This window comes from Bacillota bacterium (genome assembly GCA_040754315.1).
Classification (GTDB): Bacteria; Bacillota; Sulfobacillia; order DUSP01; family JBFMCS01; genus JBFMCS01.
Map to the genome: position 1 here is coordinate 33,949 of JBFMCS010000059.1, position 17,230 is coordinate 51,178.

General features: G+C 59.6%; 14 protein-coding genes, 6 tRNA genes and 1 other annotated feature. Of the genes, 8 read left to right on the forward strand and 12 right to left on the reverse strand.

Annotated elements, in window-relative coordinates; translation table 11 throughout:
- Positions 1–61: 61 nt before the first annotated feature.
- From AB1576_13380 to ytxC, 8 genes are all read right to left on the reverse strand, one after another.
- Positions 62–871: an RNA methyltransferase gene (locus AB1576_13380; GenBank protein ID MEW6082725.1), complete on the reverse strand. Its 810-nt coding sequence runs from the start codon at positions 869–871 to the stop codon at positions 62–64.
- Positions 858–1,520 carry a TrkA family potassium uptake protein gene (locus AB1576_13385; protein MEW6082726.1) on the reverse strand — a complete coding sequence of 221 codons (663 nt, stop codon included), beginning with the start codon at positions 1,518–1,520 and terminating at the stop codon, positions 858–860. The genes AB1576_13380 and AB1576_13385 overlap by 14 nt, the downstream gene beginning before the upstream one ends.
- A 16-nt stretch (positions 1,521–1,536) precedes the next feature.
- The gene (locus AB1576_13390) at positions 1,537–2,817 is read right to left on the reverse strand and encodes a TrkH family potassium uptake protein (protein MEW6082727.1); all 1,281 of its coding nucleotides are present in this window, start codon (positions 2,815–2,817) and stop codon (positions 1,537–1,539) included.
- An 82-nt stretch (positions 2,818–2,899) separates the two neighbouring features.
- A complete protein-coding gene (gene rplT, locus AB1576_13395) occupies positions 2,900–3,256 on the reverse strand; it encodes a 50S ribosomal protein L20 (protein MEW6082728.1) in 357 nt (118 codons plus the stop codon).
- A 19-nt stretch (positions 3,257–3,275) separates the two neighbouring features.
- Positions 3,276–3,473, reverse strand: coding sequence for a 50S ribosomal protein L35 (rpmI, locus tag AB1576_13400; GenBank protein MEW6082729.1), 198 nt, complete (start codon positions 3,471–3,473; stop codon positions 3,276–3,278).
- 17 nt (positions 3,474–3,490) lie between these two features.
- Positions 3,491–3,991 (reverse strand): translation initiation factor IF-3, encoded by a 501-nt coding sequence (gene infC, locus AB1576_13405; GenBank protein ID MEW6082730.1) that lies wholly within the window; start codon positions 3,989–3,991, stop codon positions 3,491–3,493.
- Positions 3,992–4,024: 33 nt separating this feature from the next.
- Positions 4,025–4,164 (reverse strand) — a sequence feature (ribosomal protein L20 leader region).
- A gap of 40 nt (positions 4,165–4,204) precedes the next feature.
- Positions 4,205–6,133, reverse strand: coding sequence for a threonine--tRNA ligase (gene thrS / locus AB1576_13410; GenBank protein MEW6082731.1), 1,929 nt, complete (start codon positions 6,131–6,133; stop codon positions 4,205–4,207).
- 456 nt (positions 6,134–6,589) lie between these two features.
- Complete coding sequence (ytxC, locus tag AB1576_13415) at positions 6,590–7,498, reverse strand: putative sporulation protein YtxC (GenBank protein ID MEW6082732.1); 909 nt, start codon at positions 7,496–7,498, stop codon at positions 6,590–6,592.
- A 212-nt stretch (positions 7,499–7,710) separates the two neighbouring features.
- Between ytxC and AB1576_13420 the strand changes: the two genes are divergently transcribed.
- From AB1576_13420 to AB1576_13445, 6 genes are all read left to right on the forward strand, one after another.
- A tRNA-Val gene (locus AB1576_13420) sits at positions 7,711–7,785 on the forward strand.
- A gap of 25 nt (positions 7,786–7,810) precedes the next feature.
- Positions 7,811–7,887 (forward strand) — tRNA-Asp (locus AB1576_13425).
- Positions 7,888–7,946: 59 nt separating this feature from the next.
- A tRNA-Phe gene (locus AB1576_13430) sits at positions 7,947–8,022 on the forward strand.
- A 9-nt stretch (positions 8,023–8,031) separates the two neighbouring features.
- Positions 8,032–8,106, forward strand: a tRNA-Gly gene (locus AB1576_13435).
- A 31-nt stretch (positions 8,107–8,137) separates the two neighbouring features.
- Positions 8,138–8,211 (forward strand) — tRNA-Cys (locus AB1576_13440).
- Between the two features lie 9 nt (positions 8,212–8,220).
- Positions 8,221–8,297 (forward strand) — tRNA-Val (locus tag AB1576_13445).
- Between the two features lie 100 nt (positions 8,298–8,397).
- Here AB1576_13445 and AB1576_13450 read toward each other — a convergent pair.
- The 3 genes from AB1576_13450 to AB1576_13460 form a co-directional block, all read right to left on the reverse strand.
- Positions 8,398–9,117 carry a CAP domain-containing protein gene (locus tag AB1576_13450; GenBank protein ID MEW6082733.1) on the reverse strand — a complete coding sequence of 240 codons (720 nt, stop codon included), beginning with the start codon at positions 9,115–9,117 and terminating at the stop codon, positions 8,398–8,400.
- 227 nt (positions 9,118–9,344) lie between these two features.
- Entirely contained in the window at positions 9,345–9,500 is a 156-nt protein-coding gene (locus AB1576_13455; protein ID MEW6082734.1) for a hypothetical protein, read from the reverse strand.
- A 25-nt stretch (positions 9,501–9,525) separates the two neighbouring features.
- Positions 9,526–10,872, reverse strand: a complete 1,347-nt coding sequence (locus AB1576_13460; GenBank protein MEW6082735.1) for an amidohydrolase — start codon at positions 10,870–10,872, stop codon at positions 9,526–9,528.
- A gap of 154 nt (positions 10,873–11,026) precedes the next feature.
- On the opposite strand from AB1576_13460, the gene AB1576_13465 reads away from it, so the two are divergent.
- Together AB1576_13465 and AB1576_13470 are read left to right on the forward strand one after the other, a co-directional pair.
- Positions 11,027–11,896, forward strand: coding sequence for an arginine deiminase family protein (locus AB1576_13465; protein ID MEW6082736.1), 870 nt, complete (start codon positions 11,027–11,029; stop codon positions 11,894–11,896).
- Positions 11,897–12,227: 331 nt separating this feature from the next.
- Complete coding sequence (locus AB1576_13470; protein ID MEW6082737.1) at positions 12,228–15,359, forward strand: HD domain-containing phosphohydrolase; 3,132 nt, start codon at positions 12,228–12,230, stop codon at positions 15,357–15,359.
- A 139-nt stretch (positions 15,360–15,498) separates the two neighbouring features.
- On the opposite strand, the gene AB1576_13475 is transcribed toward AB1576_13470, so the two are convergent.
- A complete protein-coding gene (locus tag AB1576_13475) occupies positions 15,499–17,136 on the reverse strand; it encodes an SPOCS domain-containing protein (protein ID MEW6082738.1) in 1,638 nt (545 codons plus the stop codon).
- Between the last annotated feature and the right edge of the window lie 94 nt (positions 17,137–17,230).

A 17,230-nucleotide genomic window follows, 5' to 3' on the forward strand; every position in this document is an offset into this window, starting at 1 on the left:
GGTTTGACTGGAGGAAGGCGGTAATGCCCAGGTCATTGCGGGGGAAAACGAGGCGTCAGGGCTACCGCGCTCCAGAACGCTGGAGCCACGCCTCGTAGAGCAGTATGGCCAGGGCCGCGGTGACGTTCAAGGATTCAGCCCGCCCGGACATGGGAACCCGCACGGTGTCCTCGGCCATGGAGTGGGCCACAGGGGTAAGCCCGGATCCCTCGCTCCCGATAATCAGCGCCAGGGGACCTGTCAACCTGGCCTCGTGACACTGGGTTCCCCGGTGCGGGTCCGCCGCCACCAGCCTTAGGCCACGGGAGGCCAGCCAGCCCAGGCACATCCCCATGTCCTCCGCGCTGACCACCGGGATCCGGAAGGTGGCACCCATGGATGCCCTGAGGCTCTTGGGCCCGAAGGGGTCAGCGCCGGAACCTGCCACAACCCCAGATGCCCCCATGGCACAGGCCGTCCTCATCATTGAGCCTGCGTTCCCCGGGTCCTGCACCCCGTCCATTACCACGACCAGGGGATTGGTGGCACGCAGCACGTCCTCGGGCCGGTAGGAGGGAACCCGGGCCACAGCCACGAGCCCCTGAGGGGAAGAGGTCTCGGAGAGGGATGCCATCACCCTCTCGCTAACAGCGAGAACCTCCACCGCCCTCTTCCTGGCGGTATCCAGGAGCCTGCCTGCCTCCTCGTCCGCGCGGTCAGGCTGGAAAAACACCGTAGATACACTCACCCCAGCCTGGAGCGCCTCACCAACCAGGTGAGGTCCCTCCACCAGGCACATGCCCTGGCGCCTCCTGTGTTTCCTCATGCCGAGCTGCCGGGCGGCCTTCACCTTGGGGTTGTCCACGCTGGAGATTACCTCATCCCTTGTCACAGAGATTGCCCACCTTCTGCAGGCCATTGTTGGGCCCAACAACCACCAGGACATCCCCTTCATTCACGTAGTCATCGGCCTTGGGCGACACGTTCACCTCCTGGCCTCGCTTAAGGGCCAGGACGTTTATGCCAAAGCGGTTCCTGAGATCCAGCTGCTTGAGCTTCTTGGATGCCAGATGCCCCCTGGCGGTGACCTCCATAAGACTGACCTCGGGCGAGAGTTCTATGTAGTCAAGGATGTTGGTGGAAACCAGGTTGCTGGCGATCCGGTGGCCCATCTCCCGCTCTGGGAACACCACCCGGTCGGCCCCCACCCTGTAAAGAACCTTGGCATGCAGGTCAGTTGCGGCCTTGGCCACTATGTACTTCACGCCCATCTCCTTGAGGAGTAGAGTCGTCAAGATGCTGGCCTGGATCTCGTGGCCGATGGCCACCACCACCGCATCGAAGTTCCGTAAACCCAGGTTCTTCAGGGTCTCCTCGTCGGTGGTGTCTGCCTGGACCACCTTGGTTAAGACGTGCATGAGTGCGTTCACCTGGGCCTCACTGATATCCACACCCAGCACCGAGTGGCCCATCTCCTGCAGTTCCTCCGCAACACTGGCTCCGAACCGTCCCAGGCCGATAACGGCGAAATCCTTGCGCACGTGTTTAGCCCCCCATCTAGCCTACCATTATCCTCTCTTCGGGAAACCGACGCATTCCGCCCGTGGGCGGAGCGGCTATGGCCATGGCCATCGTCAGGGGGCCCACACGCCCCACGAACATGGTGGCGATCACCGCCAGCCTGCTTGCGGTGTTCAGTTGCGATGTTATGCCTGTGGAGAGTCCCACCGTGCCGAAGGCCGAGAATACTTCAAAGACTACCTGCAGGAAGTCCATAGACTCACTAATGGTGAGCACCAGGATGCAGGAGAACACCATCACCAGGGAAATGGCCAACACACCCATGGCTCGCCTCACAACCTCCAGGCCAAGCCTCCTGCCCATCACCTCCACATCAGGCGCGCCCTTGATGGCGGAGACTACCACAGCGACCAGCGTGAAGAAGGTCGTGGTCTTGATGCCCCCCGCCGTGCCCCCAGGGGACCCTCCGATGAACATCAGTGCTATGGTAATGAAGAGTGTGGCCGGCCTTAGATCCCCCGTGGGAAGTGTGTTGAACCCCGCTGTTCTAGGGGTTACGGAGTGAAACCAAGCCCCCATGATCTTACCGCCCCACCCCAGATTCCCCATGGTGGAGGGGTTGCCGTGCTCCAGAACCAGGACCGCCAGGAACCCCACGGCCAGGAGGAACAAGGTCCCCTTCAGCGCCAGCCTGGTATGAAGGGAGGAAGGCCGCCCCTTGCCCGTCCAGATCTCCAGGACAACGAAGAAACCAAGACCCCCCAGGATTATGAGGGAGGGAATAACGATGTTGATGTAGAGATCGGAGACATAGGGCGTGAAACTAACGCCGGTTATGTCGAAGCCGGCGTTGCAGAAGGCGGACACAGAATGGAAAATGCCCATCCAGAGGGCTCTCCCCAGGGGAAAGTCCCGGGCGAAACGCAATGCCAAGAGCACGGCGCCGGCGCCCTCGAAGGCCAGGGTAAAGAGGAGGATGTACTTCACCAGGCGCACGAGGCCACCGAAGGTGAACTGGCCTGTGGAGGCCTGGATCACCACCCGCTGCCTGAAGGTGATCCGCCTGCCCAGGAGGAGCGCGAACATGGTGGACATGGTCATGATGCCAAGCCCGCCCACCTGGATGAGAGCAAGTATCACAGCCTGTCCAAAAGGTGTCCAGTGAGAAGCGGTGTCCACCACTATTAGCCCTGTGACGCACACCGCCGATGTCGCTGTGAAGAGCGCCTCTATGAAGTCAGTACTCCGCCCTGGAACCGTGGCGGCGGGTGTTAATAGGAGGACAGTCCCCACAGTGATCGCAAGCGCAAAACTCAAGACAAGAACACGTGCGGGGTCCATTCCCGCTCGTAGCTTCAGTGGCTCCTCCGTGGCCTCCACCCCCTGAAGGAAACCCCATTTAGGCTAGGCTGCTCTTAGCCTTGTCCACCAATTGCCCGAAGGCCTCGGCGTCATGCACAGCCATGTCTGCCAGCATCTTGCGGTTTACCTCTACCCCTGCCTTCTTTAGCCCGCTCATGAAACGGGAGTAGGTGAGGCCGTTATGCCTCGCCGCGGCGTTGATCCGGGCTATCCACAGCTTCCGGAACTCCCGCTTGATGGCCCGCCGGTCACGGTAGGAGTACCAAAGCCCCTTCAGGAGCGTCTCATTGGCTGCCCGGAAGATCTTGCCCTTCCGGCCCCAGTATCCCTTGGCCAGTTTCAGTACCTTCTTATGTCTTGCCCGTTTCGTAACACCCTTCTTGACCCTGGGCATCCTCGTTAAGCCCCCTTCATTACATGTACGGGATCAATCGCTTCAGTCGCCGGGACTCCGCCGGGCTCACTTCCCCTTCATGCCTCAGGGTGCGCCTCCTCTTGGCGCTCTTCTTCGTGAGCTTGTGGCTCTTGCCAGCCCTAGCGTGGACCACCTTGCCCGTGGCCGTCACCCTGAAGCGCTTCGCAGCCCCCCTGTGAGTCTTCATCTTGGGCATCAAACCCGCCTCCCCGGTCAATTCTGCCTTGGAGTGAGGATCATCACCATGTTGCGACCTTCGACCTTGGCGGGCCGTTCCACAACGGAAACATCCTGGAGTCTCTGCGCCATACGGTCAAGCAGGACCTTTCCCAGGTTTGCATGGACGATCTCCCGCCCCCTGAACATGATGGTGACCTTAACCTTGTCTCCGTCCTGCAAGAACCTCAGCGCGTTCTTCATCTTCACGTCAAAATCATGGTCTTCAATGGAAAGGCGCATCTTCACTTCCTTGACGGTTACGGTCTTCTGTTTCTTGCGCGCCTCTCGCTCCTTCTTGGACATCTCGTACTTGTACTTCCCGTAGTCCATAATGCGGCACACCGGCGGTTTGGCGCTAGGCGCCACCTCCACGAGATCGAAGCCCTTTTCCATAGCCACTCTCAGGGCGTCCTTGATAGGCACGATGCCGAGCTGCTCACCGTCGGGGCTCACAAGCCTGACTTCGCGGGCACGGATAGCCTCGTTAACCCGCAGGTCTTTTATAGCCGGTCACCTCCCTGTGATAGTTGGCACTGAAAAAGGCGGGTGAGCCTCTCACCCGCCTAGGACCCAAAATGACCGCCCCGCACCGGGGGTCCGCCTGGCAGAACCTTACTGACAGCCCGTGGCGTCGTAAGGTGAGAAGCTGGATGCTTCTTCTTAGCCTGAATTGCCGTCTTGAAGTATATCACACATGGGCGACGAGCGTCAACGAGACCGCGGCGGCCGGGACTCATGGACCAGGTTCTCGATGATCTCCTCCACGGGCTTGGAGCCCAGGTCGCCCTCGCCCCGCCTCCGGAGGGCGGCAGCCCTGGCGTCCTGCTCCCTGTCGCCCACTACTAGCATGTACGGGATCTTCTCCATCTCCGCCCGCCTGATCTTGTATCCAACCTTCTCGTTACGGAGGTCCGCCTCTACCCTGATGTCCATAGCTCGTAGTAGGTCCACAAGCTCTCCTGCGTAGGTGTGGTTCCGTTCAGTGATGGGGATCACCTTTGCCTGTACCGGGGCAAGCCACAGGGGGAAAGCCCCCGCGTAGTGCTCCAGTAGGCCCCCCACAAACCTCTCCATGGAGCCCAGCACCGTCCTGTGGATCATCACAGGCCTGTGCGGGCGATTGTCCTCACCCATGTATGTTATGTCAAATCTCTCAGCCAGGTTGAAGTCCACCTGGATGGTGGGGCCCTGCCAGCCACGCCCCAGCGCATCCTTCAGGGTGATGTCGACGGCCGGCCCGTAGAACTTGGCCTCGCCCTCCCCCACCACGTACGGTAAGGAGCTAGCCTTAAGGGCGTCCAGGAGCGCCTGCTCAGCCATGGCCCATACCTGGTCGTTTCCTATGTACTTGGCCTTGTTTTCCGGGTCCCTCACCGAGAGCATGATCTCGTAGTCCGTGTACCCGAACACCCTTATCATATATAGTGCCAGGTCAATCACGCCGATTATCTCGCTTTCCAGCTGGTCAGGCCGGCAGAAGATGTGGGCGTCATCCTGGGTGAAACCCCGCACCCTCAAGGCTCCATGGAGCACGCCTGACCTCTCGTACCTGTACACCGTACCTAGTTCAGCCCACCTCAAGGGCAGGTCCCTGTAACTGCGGGTGGAGGAGTTGAACATGAGGATGTGAAAGGGACAGTTCATGGGCTTGATGAGGTATTCCACCCCATCGACATCCATAGGGGAGTACATGCTCTCCCTGTACCAGTCCCAGTGGCCGCTGATCTTCCACAGGCCCACCCGGGCGATGTGCGGGCTGAATACGATGTCGTATCCCCGGCGCCGGTGCTCCGCCCTCCAGAAGTCCTCTACCAGCTGGCGGACGGTTCCTCCCTTGGGATGCCAGAAGACCAGCCCAGGACCAGCCTCCTCCTGGATGGAGAAGATATCGAGGTCCCTGCCGAGCCTCCGGTGGTCCCTCCTGCGTGCCTCCTCCATGCGCTCCAGGTGGGCCTCGAGATCTGCCTTGTTGGGGTAGGCCGTCCCGTAGATTCGCTGGAGCATGGGACGCTTTTCGTCCCCCCGCCAGTAGGCACCCGCCACGCTCAGAAGCTTAAACGCCTTGATCCTTCCGGTCGATGGAACATGGGGCCCGGCACACAGGTCAGTGAAGGCTCCGCTTGTATAGACGCTGGGTGGCCCGTCCAGGTCCTGGAGGAGTTCCAGCTTGTAGGGTTCCTCCTGGAAAAGGACCTTGGCCTCCTCGCCGGAGACCTCTCTCCTACAAAAGGGAGCATCCTCCCGGACAATCCTGGCCATCTCCTGTTCTATCCTATCCACGTCCTCAGGGGTGAACGGGCTGGGGACATCGAAGTCATAGTAAAACCCATCGTCAATGGCAGGACCGATGGCCAGGCGTGCGGCGGGGAACAACGTTTTGACCGCCTCAGCCAGCACATGGGAGGCGCTGTGCCAGAGCACCCTCTTCCCCTCAGGCTCCTCGAAGGTAAGAATCCGGACTGAGGCGTCCCCGCAAATGGCGGTTCCCAGGTCCACCGGTTCACCGTTGACCTCAGCCGCCAGGGCCGCCTTGGTAAGCCCTGTACCGATACACTTGGCTACCTCGCCTGGGGTTACCCCCTTGGGGTACTGCTTCTTGCTTTTGTCCGGGAACGTCACCACTATGCTTTCGCTCAACGTTTACGCCTCCCTGAGAATCATTAAAGACTTCCAGTCCCAAAGGGACGGGAAGTCTTCTTTCCCGCGGTTCCACCCTTCTTGGCGCCTTGGCGCCCGCTCAAAGCCCTGTAACGCTCGGTGGCGGGCCGGTCTTTCGCCGGCCGGCTCAGGGGGTGGTGCCCGGTGAACAGTCCAGGAGACCCTTCCAGCCCTAGGGGTCCTCCTCTCTGCTGGCGCCATCAACCAGGGTCTGCCCCGTCATCGCCTTTTGCTCTATTACACGGTATTATAGGCACTGCTAGCCGCCAATGTCAACTGAGGCAGGCCACCTAGCCTGTATCAAGGGGTTTCAAATAACAAAATCCCTGGGCCTTTATAGCCTTTACTTATATCACCCGGCTTCGTGCCCCGTTCTTGAGAAAACTTAAAGGCCTCACCTCCAGGTGGAAGTGAGACCCGCCTAGGCTTTCTTGCTCAGGTTATCTTCTCGCCCGATGGTTCTCCCCGGCACCATGAGCAGCCATCACAGAGTTCCAGCCGTTTCCCGAAAACACCCTTCAGGGTCTCCGTCCCCATCCGGGAGAGGGAATGCCCTCCCCTGTGGATCACCACCCGGGCAGGAGCCAGGGTCACCAGGGAGCTAATGAGCACATCCTCGCACTCGATACCCTCACCCACCAGGTCCCGGGCGCAGTGGCTCAGGAATTCGTCCTCGATAGTCCGCCCGTTCTGGTCCCGCATGCGAAAGTTTCCCCCCGGGCGCAGGAAGACGTGGATCCGCTCCGCCTTGGGTTCCTGGAGGCCAGCAAAGTGCCTCAGGAGCTTGATGAACTCCTGGTACTCCCTATCCAGGAGGTACTCGTCTACAGCCTGGTCCACTACCTCTTCCAGTTCTTCCAGGTAGTCCTTGAGCCGGAACGTTACAAACCCGTCCAGGATGAGCACATCGTTAAGGTCCAGGTACTCAAGGAGCTTGTTCAGGACCTTGGCTTTACGCGTAATCCGCCAGATGATGCCCCTGCTGCCGGAGGTGTCCTCAAGGCTATCCTCTACATTGCCGAACACCGCATCCTGCTCCTCAGGACTAAGGTGCTGGTAGTTCTGGCGGATGATCTTTCGTACCAGCATGCCCTCCCAATCCTCGATGATGAGATCCGAGAGGGCATTCGCCACGTAGTGCCGGCACAACATGACAATGTCCCTGGTGGAGAGCAACGCCGGGTTCTGCCGTTCCACGTTGCACCCCAGGAACGTGAGGTATCCCCTGCTGGTCTCAATGATATCTATGTTGAAGCCTTCTCGCTCAAGGCCCTTGAGCTCACCGTCGAGACGGCGCCGTACCTGATCGATATGCCTAGAGGCGGCAATGGAAAGCAATGCCATTTACTCCCCTCCCAAGCCATCCAACACTGCTGTACTATTATATGTGCGGCCAGATTTTTGTATACAGTAGCTAGAAGGCTCCACTGGGACAGAACGCCAGCATAGAAGCCCAATATCCAGTGGTCAAGCCTTCCTTTACTCCAAAACCCTTCTATGCTATAATCAATAAGCGCGGTGCGGCGCGGCTTGCTTTCGATGTGAAACAAGCCCAAGGGCGAATAGCTCAGCGGGAGAGCGCCTGCCTTACAAGCAGGAGGTCACAGGTTCAAGCCCTGTTTCGCCCACCATCAGAGTTCAAGGCTCCTTTTAACCGGAGGCGTGGTGTAGAGGCCTAACATGACAGACTGTCGATCTGTAGATCGCGGGTTCGAATCCCGTCGCCTCCGCCATTAGGTTGTGTGCGAGGGCAGGAGGAACACTCAAGGCCGTCGCAGAAGATACTGGGTGCGCCGCGGTAGCTCAGCTGGTAGAGCAGCGGACTGAAAATCCGCGTGTCGCCAGTTCAACTCTGGCCTGCGGCACCAAGAAATCGTGCGGAAGTGGCTCAGCGGTAGAGCATCGCCTTGCCAAGGCGAGGGGCGCGGGTTCAAATCCCGTCTTCCGCTCCATTTTTCCAGGCCGGCGAGAGCCGGCTCCCGAGGCGACGTAGCCAAGCGGTAAGGCAGAGGACTGCAAATCCTTTATCCCCGGTTCGAATCCGGGCGTCGCCTCCAGGAAGTTTCGGGCGGCTAGCTCAGCTGGTCAGAGTGCCTGCTCGACAAGCAGGAGGTCACTGGTTCGACCCCAGTGCCGCCCACCACCTGCGAGGGAAGTCCGGGAGGGCTTCCCTTTCTACATGCCAGGATCTTATGAGGGGAGGGCCGGAGCCCTCCCCTCGCTTGATACCTGGACCATCCTGCTTATTGTCCAATGAACATCTGGGTGAACATCATCCCACAGGAACCACCCTTGACTATCCCTATTCCAACGTGCGTAAAGGCGGGGTTGAGGATATTCGCCCTGTGCCCGGGGCTGTTCATCAAGGCCGTATGTGCCCGGGTTGTGCTGGGCGCACAGGCGATGTTTTCCCCGGCAGTCCTGTACCGGACCCCTGCGGCCTTCATCATGTCAAAAGGGGACCCGTACGTGGGGGAAGTGTGGGAGAAGTAGTTCTTGTTCACCATATCCTGGCTCTTCTGCCGGGCCAGCTGCGTGAGCTTGGTGTCCGCCACAAGGGGGGCTAGCCCCTGCTTGGCTCTCTCCTGGTTTACTTGGGAGAGCATCAAGGCCTCCTCCTGGGACAGGAACGCCGGTCTAGACCCGGTTGACGGCTCCTGCGGCTCAGGCTCAGGACTCGGCCTTGGGGGCGCTTGCGGTTCAGGAGCAGGCGCCGGTACTGGCGCTGGCGCCTTGGGGGAGCTGGGGACAGTGATGACCACCCTGTAGGTGTTTCCGTACCGGTACAGGGTGGTGAGTCTCCCCGAGCCAGGGGAAATCGGGGTGAGACGATATGTAACCTTCCCGTTGAAGTAGGTGAGCTTACCGCTGGAGCAAGGAGTGGCAGCCATGGATACCGCGGAAATGCTCAGCAGCAAGGTTAGCACCATGGCGACCACCAATGCCATCTTTCTCCTGTTCATATCAACCCTCCTTTCGCTTGATTTCGGGCAACGCCCGTTCTACAAGTATAGGTGGGGACCCCGCATTACGGCAAACCCGTGCAATCTTTCCTGCCAGGGATAATACCGGTTGCGCCCCCTTTTTATGTTAACTCGGGCCAGTCTCATCCAATCCCTTGCTCCCCCTTCCATATCCTGAACCATGTAACCAAATGGAAAAGCCCCCGCTCGGGGGGCCCAATATGACCCTATTTAGGGCTCTCCTCTGTAATCTCCTCAAGGTACCTGCCGCGCCTGCGCTGCTCGTCTGGGTCCAGCCACCCGAACCTCACCGGGATCTCCACGAAGGTAGCCTCCTCAGCAGTATTGTAGAGCAGGTCTTCATGGATGCCCTCTTCCGGCAAGGACCACACCCCCTTCCAACCCATTTCACCCAATGTATCTCTCCCACTCCCCGGCATACCCCTGCCTGGCAATCCTCGCTCTAAAGGCCCCCAGAATAGCCCTGGCCCTGCCCCCCCGGGGATGGAGGAGATCCAGTACCGTCATGGCCATTATCTTCGCCGGGATTATGTAGGCCATTTCTTCGTCAACGATCCTGAAGTCACGGGTATGCGCCTGCCCCGTTGTGCCGCCTACCATGGGGTGAATGCCCGGCATAATGTGCGTGACATCCCCCATGTCTGTTGATCCCATCATGACCGAGCCCGGCGTGACGGCATCATGGCCCAGGATGGCCCGGGCGTTCTCCATGAATACCCGGTTGAGCTCGGCATCGGGTTCCAGGGGCAAGTAACCTGGCATGTTGTCAATGTGGACAGAAGCCCCCACAGCATAGGCACCAGCCTGGAGCGCCCGGTCTACCTTGGCTGAGGCCTCCGCGACGGCCTCCATGGTGTTGCCGCGAACGTATGTCTCCATCCTGACGTCCGAGGGGACTATGTTGACCAGATCCCCCCCCTTTGTGAGCACAGGGTGTACCCTTATGTTGTCCCAGTCACGAAAGGTCTCTCGCTGCACGTGTATACCCATGAGCCCCAGCATGGCCGCATTGAGAGCGTTGATGCCTCTGTGCGGGTTGGACCCGGCGTGTGCCTCCCGCCCGGTGTACCGTATCATCTTTCCTATGAAGCCGTTGCTCGCGCTGCACAGCCTCACCCTGCGCTCAGGCACGTCCGAGTCAAGGTGAAACATCATTGCCATGTCCACATCATCAAGGTGCCCCCGGTGTATCATCTCCTGTTTTCCCCCGAAGAAGGCGATCCGGCCCCGCCTCCTGAGGTGAGCCCTGGCCTCCATCTCCACGTACTCCTCGGCCGGGACCGCCATGAACCTAACCGAGCCATCCAGATGGGATATCGCCCCAGACTCGATAAGGCCCATGGCCACCCCCGCCATGGCGGCAACCTGTGCGTTGTGCCCACAGGCGTGAACTGCCCCGGTGTCAGCGTGGGCACCTGGATGGGCATGGCACACCACAGCATCCATTTCGCCGAAAACGCCCACGCAGGGCCTGGAAGCCAGGCCGGGGGCGATGGCCTTCACCCCCGTAATGGCCAGGCCCTCTTGGACCTCCAGCCCCAGGCCCCGGAGCACCCCCGCCGCCATGGCCGCCGTGTCGTGCTCCCGGTACCCCATTTCAGGCATCTGGAAAACGCGGTTCCCCAGGGCCAGGATGTCACTGGCCCTGGCGTCTATAGCATCCATGACAGCTGCCTTCATCTCGATCAACGTCTCCATGGCGTCCTCCTGGGGCCCCTTCCGGGGATCTGGCATGTTTCTGTAGCCTCTTCTCCATACTGCCCCAAACCCCTCTTCACCACCAGGTGCTTTGGCAAATCTGGGCCATCACCCTTCCGTCCCGAGCATGTTTCATGTTATGCTCGATCCATGCCCAGAGCCCACTACAGGAAGGGAGGCCGTGGAAGTGATGCAAACCTATGGTGTGTCTGATGAATGCTCGCCGCTGAAGAAGGTGCTGGTTAGAAGACCCGGAGTGGAGTTCTCTAACATGGAGCAATACAAACTCTGGGGCTACCCAGGCAGGCCTGACCTTGAGGCGGCTCAGGCGGAGCATGACGCCTTCACCAGCATCCTCCGGAGCGAGGGTGCCGAGGTCATAGACCAGGATGAGGTCCACCCTGAGAAGCGGGAACCCCTCTTTACACATGATGCCTCAATAATGACCCCGAGAGGAGCCATCATGTGCCGGTCAGGTAATCCTTTGAGGCAAGGAGAGGAGGAGTACACTGCCCGGGCTATGGCCAAGCTCAGCATTCCCATACTCTTCTCGGTCCACGGCGATGCCACGGTGGACGGCGGGGACACCCTGTGGCTTGACCCCGACACCTTTCTCATCGGTCATTCCTACAGGACAAACCACGAGGCCTACCGCCAGATCAAGGCTGTCATGGAAGGGTTCGTCACCAGGGATGTCATCCAGATCCACCTCCCTCACTACCTGGGTGCAGGACATGTTCTCCACCTGATGTCAGTTATTTCCCCAGTGGACCGTGACCTGGCAGTGGTTTACCCGAGGCTCGCCCCTATCCAACTCCTGGAGCTCTTCGAGGCTCGCGGCATAGACACGGTAACCGTACCGGATGAGGAATTTGACAGCCTGGGGCCAAACGTCCTGGCCATCTCCCCCAGGAACGTGGTGCTTCACTCTGGGAACCCCGTGACGAAGGCTCGCCTCATCAAGCACGGGTGCCGGGTGCACGAGTACACGGGCCAGCAAATCTCAGTCACGGCTACGGGAGGCCCTACCTGCCTCACTCGCCCTCTCCTTCGCTCCTAACCGGGCCTAGACACGCTCCGGCCCCGCCTCAGGGCGGGGCCTTCTAGGTTGCCTGCGGCGAACCCTGTGAAACCCAGGGGGAAGGGATATTCTTTCCCACTTTTAACTTTTTTGTCGAAAGATGTCGATATGCTCCTACAGGTGACGGGCCCTTTCTTACATGTACTGGGTATCTAGGGAAAACTAAAAATATGATGAAATACACGATTAAGAGCAGGAAAAAACTGCCTATAAGGAGAATAGACTCTGGCAATTCGAGATACGGTTTTTTCGACAAGGTTTGCGGTGGAGGGGACCAGAACAAGATTGTAGGCATTAGGGGGTAGAGTCTATGGGGTCGGACCCTGGACCTGGAAACAAGTGCCATAACGGCTCGTGGCTTGCTCAGCAAAACCTGGCACAAGACCGCTTCCTTTCCACCGTCATCAACGCCATCCCCTTTCCCTTCTTGGTCCTGAACGTCGATCACAGTGTCGCCCTGGCCAACGAGAGCACCATGAAGGTCTGCGGCGGGGCTGGAGAGGGTGAGTTGTTCTGTTACCAGCTCACCCACCACAGGGACACACCTTGTTCAGAATCTGATCATCCCTGCCCGCTGAGAGAGGTCGCCAGGACGGGCAAGTCAGTAGTTGTGGAGCACAAGCACATGGACAAAAACGGTGACGCCGTGTACGTTGAGGTCCACGGCGTTCCCGTTTTCGACGATAACGGCAAGTTGTCCTACATGATCGAAATGGCCCTGGACATCACGGCCAAGAGACTTGCCGAGCAGGCCATCGCCTATGAAAAGGAAAGACTGGCGGTGACCCTGGCCAGCATAGGCGATGGCGTCATAGTGGTGGACACCAGTGAGCGGGTAGTCCTCTTGAACGCCGTGGCGGAGGCTCTCACAGGCTGGTCCCAGGAGGAAGCCGTAGAGCGGCCTGTGAATGAGGTATTCAGGATCCACAACGAGAAGACCCTCCGGCCAGTGGAGAGCCCCATCACCAGGGTGTTCAAGGAGGGCCGCATTGTAGGACTGGCAAACCACACCGCCCTCGTGGCCAAGGATGGCACGGTGCGCTCCATAGCTGACAGCGCCTCCCCCATCCGGGACACCGACGGCACCATAACCGGCGTTATCATGGTGTTTCGCGATGTCACCCGGGAGCGTGAGAGGGAAGCGGCGCTGGAGGCCAGCGAAGCCCTCTTCCGCCTCCTGGCGGAGAACGCCAGTGACGTGATCTACCGGTTTCGACTGAAGCCTGACCAGGGGTTCGAGTATGTGAGCCCCGCTGCCAAGACCGTCACCGGCCATGAACCAGGGGATTATTATCGTGACCCCTCCGTGTGGAAGGCACTCCTGCCCGAGGCCATAACCTGCCCTGAGAACCTGGGGAAAATGGACTTTGGGGGCACCATCGTCATGTCTTGCCAGCAGGAGCACGGCACCCGGTGGATGGAGCAACACCTCCACCCTATCTACGACAGCCAGGGCCACTTGGTGGCGGTGGAGGGCATAGCCCGGGACGTCACCGAGCGCAAGATGATGGAGGAAGAACTGAGCCTCAAGCACCAGCAGCTGGTATCGATCTTCGACAGCATAGACGAGATCGTTTACGTGGTGGACCCGGATACCTATGAGATACTCTACGCGAACCAAGCCGCCAAGGCGGCCATGGGAGGAGTCGCCAGCCAGGTATGCTACAGGGCCCTGCAGCAAGGGGACAGCCCCTGCTCCTTCTGCACCAATCACATTATCTTTGGCGAGAAGCTGGGGCAGCCCCACGTGTGGGAGTTCCACAACTCGCTCAATGGGCGCTGGTACCGCTGCATAGACAGGGCCATCCCCTGGCCCACCGGCAAGATGGTGCGTTATGAGATGGCAATTGATATCAGCGACCGCAAGAAGGCGGAAATGGACCTGGCCTTCAGGTACAAGTTTGAGAACCTCATCGCCGGAATATCCACAGAGCTCATAAGCCTTCCAGCGGAGCGCATGGACGAGTACATCACCAGGGCCCTGGAGCGGATCGGGGAATTCCTCGAGGTTGACAGGGCATACGTCCTGCTGTTTTCGGAGGCAGGCACCAGGATGGACAGCGCCTACGAGTGGTGCCGGGAGGGAATCCCGTCCCAGAGGGAGGAGTTAAGGGGGACTTTCGTGGACTCCCTTCCGTGGTTTTGCCAGAGGATCATGTCCAATGAGACCATAGTGGTGCCCATGGTGGAGGGCATGCCCGGAGAGGCCAGGATTGAGAAGGAGCGCTGGATGTCCCAGGGCATCTACTCAATCATAGTGGTCCCCATGGTGTGCGGGGGAACCCTGGCAGGTTTCGCCGGATTTGAATGGATAAGGGCACCCAACCCGTGGCTGTCGGAGAACTCCGGGCTTCTCAGGGTGGTTGGGGAGCTCATCTCCAACACCCTTCAGCGGAAGCGAGCAGAGGAATCGGTAAGACACCTAACCTTCCACGATGCCGTCACGGGATTGCACAACAGGGCCCACTTCGAAGAGGCGATGCAGAGGCTCCAGGAGAGCGGTGAGTACCCGGTAACGCTGGTGAGCACTGACATAGACGGGCTCAAACTGGTCAATGACACCATGGGCCACCTGAAGGGCGACGAAATGCTCAGGACCCTGGCTGACCTCCTCAAGAAGTGCTTCCGGGATACGGATGTGGTGGCGCGCATGGGAGGGGACGAGTTCGCGGTGATACTGCCCCGGACTACTGAGATAATAGCCGAGACGCTCTGCGCCCGCCTGGAAGAAGCCTGCCGCTCCTACAGCGAAGCCCACCCCGAACTGCCCATCAGCATCTCCCTGGGGATGGCCACTACCTACAACCCTTCCGCCCCGCTGGAGGAGGTCTTCAACCTGGCGGACAGGAACATGTACCGGGACAAGATGCACCGTACCACCAGCGCCTCCCATGGCATGGTGAAGGCCCTCCGCGCGATCCTGGCCACCCGGGTCTACGCCAGTGAAGGCCACCTGGAACGGGTGTCAGATCTGTGCTCTCGTGTGGGACAGTCGCTGAGCCTGCCCATAAGGATCATGTCTAACCTAGCTCTCCTGGCGGAGGTGCACGACCTGGGAAAGATAGGCGTGCGTGACCAGAGCCTCTTCCAAAAGGACCACCTCACCGAGGATGAGATGGAAGAGATCCGCCAGCACCCGGTAATAGGCTACCGCATAGCCCGGAACTCACCGGAGCTCTGCCACATAGCTGACCTCATCCTCCACCACCACGAGTGGTGGGATGGCAGCGGTTATCCCGAAGGGCTCTCAGGCAGGAGCATACCCATGGAGTGCCGCATCCTGGCGGTGGTAGACGCCTATGAGGCCATGATCAGCGGGAGGCCCTACAGGCCGGCGGTGACACCGGAGGAAGCCATCCAGGAGCTCGAGGACAAGGCCGGATCCCAGTTCGACCCCGCCATAGTCCAGTGCCTGGTAGAGATCATATCCGGCCAGTGGTAAAAGGCAGGGCTGCCCCAGGCACCAGGGTTTCTACCCAAGACCCGCCCAGGATAGCCCCTTTTCGTTCTTACCGCCGGAGCCATCCCTCGCTGAGGCCCGCGGATCCTCTCCGCAGGCCTCTCGCGTGGGCCATCAACCGTTAGCCGAGGGGTTCTATGCAGCGAACGAACCGGCCGAAGATGAACCCCACCACGCCTCCGAGCCCTGGCACCTGGACCTTTCTCCAGGCTCCGACCTCTTGCAGTATGGTCACCTTGTCACCCAGGTTCACCTGGCCTATCACTGGGAACTGCGTACCAGGCCCGCTCCGTACATTCACCCTGTTTGCCGTCACCACTGCCAGGCAGACGAAGTCAACGGGTTTCGGAGGGCAGAAGACCGCCAGGACCACCCTGATCTGGCGAGATACCGCCACACGCACGTCCACGACCAGCACCGCCTGGACATCAACGGGACTGCGAGGACCGTTCTGGAGCTGGCAGGTGACATCCACAACGCTCACAGAGGCGGACGGCTCGAGGTCTGGAGTGACACCTGGGATGTCCACGAAGGTCGAGAAGCTGAACACACCCGACAGCACGTGGGCGGCCTGGGCCTCGCTCTCATAGATAACCTTTATCTCCACCTCGCCCTCTACGACAACCTTGTCGACCAGCGCCTCGACGTTGGTGATCTTCGCGAAGGCCCGGCAGTCAATGACCTGTACAATGCAGGGTTTGTTCTGCGGTTCCGGATTAAGGACCTCCCTGACAATGACCTGGGCTGTCTGCTCGCCGATGACCTCCTCCACCCTGACCAGCTGCTTCGTTACCTCTATGCCCGGGACACCCGTGACGTCGGTGACCACCCGGATGGTCTTCTTCTCCAGCACCCTGGCGGTGACCTTGAGTATCACCGTCTTGGTGATGGTCTCCTTGCGATTATCATCGTCCCGGTCTTCTGCCGTGACCGTAATGTGCTCAACTTCCACGTCCAGATCCACGTCAGCCCCGGGCTCCGCCCCTGGCACATCAATGAAGTCCCTGAAGGGGATATCCTCGGCCAGCACCACAACCTGCTGGGTCTTTGTGGCATACAACACCTTGACGTGCACCATGCCCTGGAAGATCACCTTGTCCCTGATGACCCTGAAGTCCTCAATGTGAACCGTGGCGAAGGTATCGATGAGCTGGACGAAGGGCGGTTTCAAGAGGTCGTCGAGGTTTTCTGTCTCCCTGACGTTGATCTGCTTGGTAGTAACCGCCAGGGTACTCTGTACGTTGAGGATCTCCTTTCTGACCTCGATCCCCTTGGGCCCCGAGACATCAACAGCCACCTTGAGCACGCGCTCCTTGACAACCTTTACTAAGACCTCGACGACCACAGTCACCTGGATCTTCTTGAAGCCGTTCACTTCCTTCCCGGTAAGAACGGCCTCGACATCCTCGATCCTGGCCTTGACAACGATCTTGGCGTCAGCCGTGGCGTCTTCAATGTCCACGAAGTCGGAGAAGGGTATCACGATGTCTGCGACGAATACCGGCTGGTCGTCCCTGGCCGCTTCGTAGATGACCTTGACCTCAACCTCTCCGTCAAATATCACCTTGCCATCCACAACCCGGGTCCTCTTGATCTTCACCGAGGCTACGGTATCGATGATCTGCCGGGCAGGCGGCTTCTTGTGGGCCAGCAGGTCAATGGTACCCCTGGCTATGACCTGCTTGGTAACCTCGCCAATGACTTCATCAAAGGTCAGGTCGGCGGTCTTCACAATGCAGAGGTTCTTGGGTAGCGTCACTATGTATCTCCCCCCTTTCGTTCTTCGATAATATATGCGGCGCCCGTGACTGTTGTCACAGGCGCCGCCAGCTCGTCCCGTCTATACGTCTACG

Excerpts from the sequence above, each read along its gene's own strand:
- ytxC (MEW6082732.1), bottom strand. The coding sequence starts at position 7,498 with ATGGCATTGCTTTCCATTGCCGCCTCTAGGCATATCGATCAGGTACGG.
- AB1576_13450 (MEW6082733.1), bottom strand. The coding sequence starts at position 9,117 with ATGAACAGGAGAAAGATGGCATTGGTGGTCGCCATGGTGCTAACCTTG.
- AB1576_13470 (MEW6082737.1), top strand. The coding sequence starts at position 12,228 with ATGGGGTCGGACCCTGGACCTGGAAACAAGTGCCATAACGGCTCGTGG.
- rplT (MEW6082728.1), bottom strand. The coding sequence starts at position 3,256 with ATGCCCAGGGTCAAGAAGGGTGTTACGAAACGGGCAAGACATAAGAAG.
- AB1576_13460 (MEW6082735.1), bottom strand. The coding sequence starts at position 10,872 with ATGCCAGATCCCCGGAAGGGGCCCCAGGAGGACGCCATGGAGACGTTG.
- rpmI (MEW6082729.1), bottom strand. The coding sequence starts at position 3,473 with ATGCCCAAGATGAAGACTCACAGGGGGGCTGCGAAGCGCTTCAGGGTG.
- AB1576_13465 (MEW6082736.1), top strand. The coding sequence starts at position 11,027 with ATGCAAACCTATGGTGTGTCTGATGAATGCTCGCCGCTGAAGAAGGTG.